Source organism: Rothia sp. 11254D007BW, assembly GCF_053548195.1.
On the sequence record NZ_JBPWPK010000002.1, the window covers coordinates 1 to 8,257 of the forward strand.

Annotated in this window: 5 protein-coding genes; 2 read left to right on the forward strand and 3 right to left on the reverse strand. The window is 54.7% G+C overall.

Annotation, left to right across the window (positions count from 1 at the left end):
• Together ACEE43_RS10890 and ACEE43_RS10895 are read right to left on the reverse strand one after the other, a co-directional pair.
• A partial coding sequence (locus ACEE43_RS10890) for a relaxase domain-containing protein (protein ID WP_449122323.1) occupies nucleotides 1-611 on the reverse strand: 611 nt, incomplete at its 3' end.
• A gap of 237 nt (nucleotides 612-848) precedes the next feature.
• Entirely contained in the window at nucleotides 849-1,460 is a 612-nt protein-coding gene (locus ACEE43_RS10895; RefSeq protein WP_449122324.1) for a hypothetical protein, read from the reverse strand.
• A 1,554-nt stretch (nucleotides 1,461-3,014) separates the two neighbouring features.
• Here ACEE43_RS10895 and ACEE43_RS10900 point away from each other — a divergent pair.
• Nucleotides 3,015-3,908 (forward strand): replication protein RepA, encoded by an 894-nt coding sequence (locus tag ACEE43_RS10900; RefSeq protein WP_449122325.1) that lies wholly within the window; start codon nucleotides 3,015-3,017, stop codon nucleotides 3,906-3,908.
• Between the two features lie 566 nt (nucleotides 3,909-4,474).
• The gene (locus tag ACEE43_RS10905) at nucleotides 4,475-4,894 is read left to right on the forward strand and encodes a hypothetical protein (protein ID WP_449122326.1); all 420 of its coding nucleotides are present in this window, start codon (nucleotides 4,475-4,477) and stop codon (nucleotides 4,892-4,894) included.
• A gap of 191 nt (nucleotides 4,895-5,085) precedes the next feature.
• Here ACEE43_RS10905 and ACEE43_RS10910 read toward each other — a convergent pair.
• On the reverse strand, nucleotides 5,086-8,257 hold a 3,172-nt coding region (locus ACEE43_RS10910), incomplete at its 5' end, for an AAA family ATPase (RefSeq protein WP_449122327.1).

The following is an 8,257-nucleotide window of genomic DNA, read 5'->3' on the forward strand; positions in this document are numbered from 1 at the left end:
TTGTGTTTGACCAACTCGGCAGTATCCAGCGCCCGCCAGCGTCCGCCGACATAGACCCGGTTCAGGGTCTGGAAGTGCAGGTGCCAAAAGGGGTCACCCTCGCGGGAGGTCTTATGCACCACGGTGGCTGATTCTAGGCGTTCAACCGGCACCCATGAGCGCACGCCCTGGCTCATGATGCGGGTGTGCAGGTTCTGCGCTTGGTAGCGCCCGATAGCTTCGGCAGCTCGGCCCATGGTGCGCTCTAGGACGGTGGCGAACTGCGGGTCAATGGCGGCCAGGACGGAGAGAGATTTAGGGGCGTTGATGGTCTTGTCAATGAACATGACGGACTGCTCAGTTTTGCCGGTGACTGGGTGAACGCGCTCTTTGAGGGTGCCCCGCTTTTCGCCGGTGCGCGGGTCAATCCACTCAACCCACCCCTGGTATTCCTCAGGGGTCAGAAGCTGAATATCCTCGATATTTCCGTCGGAGGTGTAGGCGGTGCGGGTAGCTAGAAGCTGGTTGTTTTCGGTGTAGTAACCGCTGGCTGCTAGCTGGGAATCTTGCTCAAGATAGCGCCGTGCAGCTTGTCCGCCGGTGCCTTTGAAGAAGACCATTCCGCCTTTCATTCTTTTGACCTCCTTTCGCCCTGGGTTGGTGTGCGTTTTTGTCACGGGGCGCTAGCCCAAACTGTGTTTGGCATACGTGCCTGTTGTTATCTCTTATTTTCTAGTTTAGTAGTGGTGGGTGTTCTTGGGTAGTGCTCTGGTTCTTTCATCATGGTTTTCTTGGTGGTTTGTGGTCTGTGTGTGGCTTGCTTAGTTGTGTTTGTTCTTTGCTTTTGGGTGGTGGTGTTGTTGGGGTGTTTAGTCTTCTTCGTGTTCTAGGGTCATGAGTCCTTTGATAGCTGGGGGCAGCTTCTTGAGGTGCTCTTGGCGTTTGTGTTCTGCTTGGGCTTTGGCGTGGCTTTGGAACTTGATGAATCGCTTGTGCCGGGTGTAATCGTGCTCGTCCCATTCGCGATGGGGTTTGTGGTTGTAGTACCAGCGGGCAAAGTGCATGTAGTCAGAGATGAGGGTGCTTGGTGCTCCTAGTGACGTTTGGAGTCGGTAGATGAGTCGGCCAGCGTTTTTGAGCTTGCGGGTGAGCTGGCGGTTCTCTTCTTTCAGGATCTGGTTTTGCTCGCTGTAGGGGGCTAGCCGGTTTTGGGCAGTGACGAGTTTTGCCTGCGCTTTGGTTGCTTCTGCTTTCCAGTCTTTGGTGCGCTTTTGCCCGGTGCGTAGACGCTGATTTCCCACTTGCAGCTGGTGCAGTTCGGTCAGGATTTCTTCGACTTCTTGGGGGCTGTAGGGGTTGGCGATGGGTTGGCCGGCGCGCTTTCGGCGGGATGCTTTGGCTCGGCAGGCGCTGGAGCAGGTGGCTGTGGTTCCGGTGTAGTTTTTCCGGCAGACGGGGCAAGTGCGGTTGCTGGGGCGCACGGTTTTTCCTTACGGGGAGACGGATGGATGGACGGTGCGGACGGCGGTGTCCTACACGTGATTCTTCTTCCGTAGCTCGCCTTGGATAAGTGAGAGAGTTCCCTTGGGGCGGGGTGGTCGTAGCGGTATTTTTTCTGCATGGATACGCGCTAAAGACAACAAAACACCCCAGTGTTAGACTTGAGGGACAAAAGCAGATGCCCTTCACCGACCGCTAAATCAGATGAAGGGCACCCTGTACTGGGGAATGCTTACGACAGGCCTAACTAACCGTCGATGGCATTCCAGAATTCAGCAACGGCCCGTAGAAGTTTCGCAATGGACTCCACCCATTTGCGAGCTTCGCGGGCCTTCTTTTCGGCCTTCTTCCGCTTCACAGTACTCACCTCCTCTTCGGTCTTCCTCACGGCGCATTCAGCAAAGTGTCGGTACCGGGGAGCCGTGAAGAGGGGGCTTATCAAAAACCATAGACCACAAAGGGCGTGCGTGTCCGTGTCCCCGCTAGTCAGAGGGGCTTTTTATAGCTCTGAAGAGGGTCTGCAAAAGAGGGTTTTTGCGCTAGTTATCCGGGGTTTTGAGTACATGCAGCTGTACATGTAAAAAAAAAATTTTCTGGCCCCCTCTGCCCCCAGGGTCTACACGCCTCACCCCTCAAAAGCTCTGCAAGCCTTTCTAAGGCCCTAAAAATTTGCGGACGGGTTTCCGGGCGTTTTTGGAGTTTCAGGCTCTTAGAAGTGGGTTTTTGGGCGTTTTAGCGATATTTGCGACTGTCTTTGCCAAAAAAAATTTTCGCGCGCGTACTTAACAAGACTTTTTAACTCAACCCCATCTCAACCACACGAAAAGCCGAAAATGCCGATTCCAGGCGCGCAAGCGAGAGCGAGCACTTACCCGGAGCCAGCGCACCGAGCTTGCGAGGGAGCAGGCGCAGGGTGAGCGAGCGGTAGCTTGCGCGCCAGCGCTAGGGGGGGGTGCGGGGGGAGCGGGAGCGTCCCCCCCACAGGAGCATGAGCGAGGCACGAGCGAATGCAGAATGCGCCAACGGCGCCAAAGCCAGAGTTTGAGTGCGGCGATTGAGCACTCAAGAAAAGGGAGAGTATGCGTAGCATTCCTTTTCTTTTGTTAAAAGCCTTTTGTTAATAGCCTTTTGGTGAACGTCTAATTTCGCTAGATAAGTCGTTTGTTCACTAGTGCGTTCTCAGGCGTTCTCATTAGAGGCTTCGGGCTAAATCCCCCACTACTTCGGGCTAAATCCCCCACTACTTCGGGCTAAATCCCCCACTACTTCGGGCTAAATCCCCCACCCACTTCGGGCTAAATCCCCCACCCACTTCGGGCCACTTCGGGCTAAATGTCCCACTCGCCTGCCCTTCCCCGTAAACGTCCCACCTGACAAGCGAAAGAAAAACTGACTTACCCGCGTGTAGAGCTGCAACAAGACCAAGTGCAGCGTAGGCTAAACGGGTAGTACAACGGCATAAAAAATGCCCCCATACCTGCGCTAACAGGTTGAGGGCTTGCCAGTCCTTACACCGCTTAAAGCAAAGGAATGACATGGAAAATAATACCATCTCAAACGTTACCACCACCGCCTCTAACGAGGAAGTAGAAAAGCTTCACAAGAGCTTCTACCCGGCAACCCTTATCTACGGCTCCCTGCCTTATCGCCCCATCGAGAGCAACCTCTGGGTGCGCGAGAACGGCCGTAACCGCACCGCCATTACAGCCGGTGCTATCACCAACCCCGACGGCAGCGTCGAGAGCTTCATCCCCTCAGGAAAACTCGCTCGCGCAGCCCTGCTATATCTGACCACTGAAGCCAAAAAAACCGGCTCACCTCGAATTGATTTATCCAAGTCATACCGTGGTTTTCTTAAAGACCTTGGGCTGAAATGGGATAGCAAAACCGCTAAAAATGCTGAGAAGCAACTGCGCGCCGTGCTCTCCATGACCATCAACGTCTCGATCACCGAACACCGCGAAAACGGCGACACCAAAATCACCGAATATGACCTGATGGTCGGTCGCGGTCGCGAAATCGTCTTCGACGCCAACGCCGACATCAAAGAACGCGAGTCCTACCTCCTGCTCTCAGACGACTTCTTCGAGTCCGTCATTCAGAGCAACGCCGTCCCGGTCGAAACTGAAACCTGGCGCGAACTGCTCAGCGAGTCCAAATCACCCCTGGCGCTGGACATTTACCTGTGGCTCTCTAGCCGTCTCCCCCAGCTCCAGGCCCCGCTGTACATCAACTGGGAACAGCTTCAGGCTCAGTTTGGCTCTCAGGCACAGGAGATTCATGACTTCAAACGCCGCTTCCGTGTAGCTCTTCAAGAGGCCCAAGCTCACTTGCCTAACGCTAACGTTACCGAAGAAGGCCAGGGTCAAGGCAAGCAAAACGGCTTCAAAGGCCTCGTCCTGCGCCCCGCAAAGCGTTCTATTGGATAGAAATCTTCTCAGGGGTGGCTCCTGTAATTTTGCTTATTGAGGATGTTTGGTTGACTGGGTTTCCTTCTTCGCCGTTCGCTGATTAATCATCTTTTTGATTCCAGGACTGGTTGTTATTACAACAGCAATTGAGACTAAGAAGAACATATCCTTTGTTATAGCGAATGCTCCTAGGCCTATTGCGACCAGGCCCCAGTCAAGGACGGTCTCTAGCTGTGTAGGATTGCTTTCCTCTTGTGGAGGTTGCACTACTGAAAAAATCAGAACCAGGACTCCACTGGAGATTGCCAGTGCGGTCCCAGCAGTTTGAAAACCGATGAGCCAAAGCACACACCCGAAAATCAGGCAAGTTGCTGATATTAGTAACAGTAAAATCCTCATATTTTAACCCTACAGGTATTCTTCACATGCGGTTATTGATGTAATGTATGTTACATAACACTCTGTAGGAATCTGGAGGGACTTCAATGTTGAGGTTAACAGGTATTTTTCGACCACTGCTAGTTTTCGTAGTGGCGTTTGGCATGTTCCTATCAGCGTTTACCGCAGGTAACGCGAGTACTACTGTGCGCGAGATTGAGGGGAACTATATAACAACAACGTCGACGAGTACAGGTAGCGTTACAACTGTTGTTATTGATGGACAGACTACGAAAGTAATCGAGGATGTAGCTGCTGACAAGATTACAATTATCGACCCCGATGGAACTACCACTAGTACGAGCCGAAGTGAAATTCAGGCAGCTGTAGCTGGTATCGAAGTGAGGGAAGAACCTCTTTATTCGCTTGGCCGATATGCCACTACACAGAACCAGAACGAGCAGATTTGTCGTATTTTGGCCAGTGCGGCTGGAGGCCTTCATGGATATGCATGGCGTAATGCGCTCAAGCTCGTCGCTATTCACCCCGTGCTTAAGGTCGTAATAATTCTAGGTGAACGTGGGTTCATGTTGTGGGTCAAACATAATTGCCGCCACGCACAGTAGCTATATCTAAAATCTAGTTAAGTGGTAGTCCGGCACGATAGTTGTGTCGGACTACCACATCTTTGGCTTCCAAGGGGATAGTTCAACTGTTCCATAGTGAACAGTTGAGCTTACAGGCTCGGGCCATAATCAGCCCCAGGGTCAAACCCCGGCACAGGCCCAAACCCACGCACAGAATCAGGCCCCCGACCCTAGCGCTCCAACCCCGGCCCTCCACCACGCTCATAACCCCACCCACGAGGGGAAGAAACATAACTAGCCTCTGCCCGCCGAGCAGACACAGCCTTCGCCACACGAGCAGAATAAGCTAACCGATCCTGAGCATCCTTTGACCACACTTGAGCAGGAACCCCCCGGTCAGTAAGACGCCCCAACACCTGCACAGCCTCCTGTTGCTGCTTCTTAGCCTGAGCACTAATCTGCTGATAATCAGGCTCATGAATAACCCCCTGCTGATCAATCACAGCAGAACTCACCCCAGCCAGTACAGGAGCTTGCCCCAGCGCCTCTTGAGCCTGCGCCAAACGCTGCTGAGCCTGCTCATAGCCCTCCTTAGCCTGAGCCAACTGTGCATTAGCCTGCTGCACTTGTGCCTTTGAAGGCTCCTGGGCCGTGATTTCATCAAGGGCGCGTTCAGCCTGACGTAACGGAATATTGGAGCTAACCATCTTCTGGAAGAATCCCAGGCTGTCCCTGCGCTGTTGAGCCTGTTTCAGCTCGTATTCTGCTCGCCCTCTTTGACGTTCGAAGTCATGGCGGGCGTGGGTGTACTCTTCGCGTGCTGTTGCTGCACCCTGCTGAGCCTGCTCCATAACCTGGCGCGCTGTCTCAAGGTGCTGATGCGCCTGGGTAAGTTCTAGAACCTCTTGGGGCCGATAGCGCACAGCTTTAACCCAGTCCTGGGTCTGCTGAACAAAGCGTAAGGCCTGATGAGCCTGCACATACTGATTTCTGTACTTCTGTATTTCTGCATGAAGGCTAGGGGGAAGCGGCACCGCACCACCAGGAACCATATCCACAGCCTCACCAGCAGGCTTCTGAAGAATCTGCACAGCATATTTACCGCCCCGATTCTTCCCCACAGCATAGATAGTACCCTGCCCATCAGTACCAGCCACCAGATACTTTCGACCCCCAGCTACCAGACCATCACCAGCACGCATATCTGCCACATGACCCACCACCGGATACTCTTCAGGCCTCTTGGCCTCTAAGTCAGTACCAGCCAGCATCTGCCGTAGCCCTTCAACCACAGCACCCAAACCAGCATCAGCCCGCTCACGGCCCATTGCTTCTACAAACTGCTCACGCGCCTCATCCAAATCCGCAGCCACACAATGCACCACATTCTCAAACCGGCCACGCGTCAAGCCCACATACACACCAGCGGCGTCGGTATGACCAGTCACCAGCAAATGAGCGCTATCAACGGTCATGCCCTGAGAACTATGCACCGTTGTTGCGTACCCCAGCTGTACCGATGAAGCCACATACTCCACCGGCAAGGTATGCACAGACCCGTCCTTATCGGTGGACTGCACCCGCACAAAGCCCTCAGTGATACCCCGCACCACATAGCTCTTACCGTTGAGCACACCCAGCTCGCGGTTATTCTCGCGGGTACGGACAACATCGCCAACCGTAATAGCCTGGCCCTCCATCGACTGCACGAACCGGCCATCCACAATATCCTGGGCATAGGCAGTATCCCCGCTAACACCACGCAAAAGCGCAACCTCAGCGTTCACACCAGCCACCAGCTCATTAGTGCTCGCTGAAACTACGGTGCTGTGCCCGGCCTGCTGGTTGGTCAGCCACTGCTGGGATAAAGCGTGCTGGGCACTAACTTCATCAGCGTGCAAAACAACCGCGCTACGGTCTACCAGCTCATCAAAGATAGCCCCAGCGTTATGGCGTGCCCTCATCTTCAAGGACAGCTGGGCGTAGGCTTCATCCACCTCACCAGTAGCGGTTCTAAAGCGCCACACGCTCTCAAGGTCAGTGGTTACAGGGCTTATTTGGGCGCACTGTTGCAGTACCCCACCGCGTCCTACCGCCGATAGCTGGGCATAATCGCCGGTCACTACCAGCTGGGCACCGGTTTTCAGGGCGATTTCTTGCAGGCGCACGGCCACATCTTGGCTCAACATGCCCGCTTCATCAACCACCAGCTGATCTCCCGGGCGCAAGGCCCATGCTCGCGGTACGTGGTGATTTTCAGCTGGTTCACTCCAGGTCGTTACCCCGTGCTCATCCGTAGAAAAATCGTACCCAAAGGCCTTGAGCAGACCGTGGGCGGTGTTAGTTTGTGCCCCGGTTTCTGCTTGGGCAACCTCGGCAGCCTTAGCCGAAGGCGCGACAATGAACTGCCGTGCCCCACGGGCTTCAACCACGGCTTTTGAGGCTTTGAGCAGCGTGGTTTTACCCGCCCCAGCAGGCCCTGTTACCACCACCAGCTGGTGGGTGCCAGCCATATCCGATAGAGCCTGACGATGCGCCGGATCAGTGGGCATGGACAGGCGCTTTCCCTGAACATCAGTGAGCACCCGTGAGCTAAAGAGCCGGGTCAGTACGCGCTCATCAACGCTCTGGTGCGCCCCCAGCTTCAGGGGCTTTGCTAGGGGGCTATAGGACAGCTCATACGAGGTTTCACGCGCTACCAGGGCGCTGGTGTAATCAAAGAGCTTGGACTCGGTAGCTACCACCTGCTGGGAGGTCAGTAGGGGCAGGTGCGTTGGTGCCCGATAAGGGTCAATATCCGGGTTAATGAGCAGGCACCGGCTCAGGGTGACGTCCACAATGCGCCCGGTAATATCCTCAAGGCCCGATGCCTGGGCAATGACGTTGTTTTCGGCGCAATAGGTCAGCGCCTCAGCTTTGATATCAGCAACTGACCACCCTGATTTTTGCTCTGAAAGCACCGCTAGAACCTGGGTGGCAGCGTCGTGGTAAAAACCGGGGGCCAGGCTATCGGCGTTCCGCAAGGCATTAAAGCGCGTAGAACGACCAGAGGGGGTAGGGGCAACAAACCCTAAATCAGCTAGCTCGGTGGCCCATTTTTCGAAGTTGGCGCTGTTCTCGCTGGTCTTATCAGCTCTCGTATCAGCCCAGGCTTGATGGTCAATGCGGTTCATCAAGTCCACGCCGATCAACTGGCCGGGGTGCTCTGCTTCCCACAGGGCAATCAGTTCTTTTTTGCGGGTGTTAATCTGCGCGTTGCGCTTACTGAAGTCCTCCACGAACCCGGCTAATTCTTCGATTTCCCCGGTGCGCGGGTTCAGGTTGTACCCGGCTTCCATCAGGTAGGTGCGAAGCTCCATATCCCCGTTGATAATGGCGGTGCCTAGGGCGTTGATGGTGGCG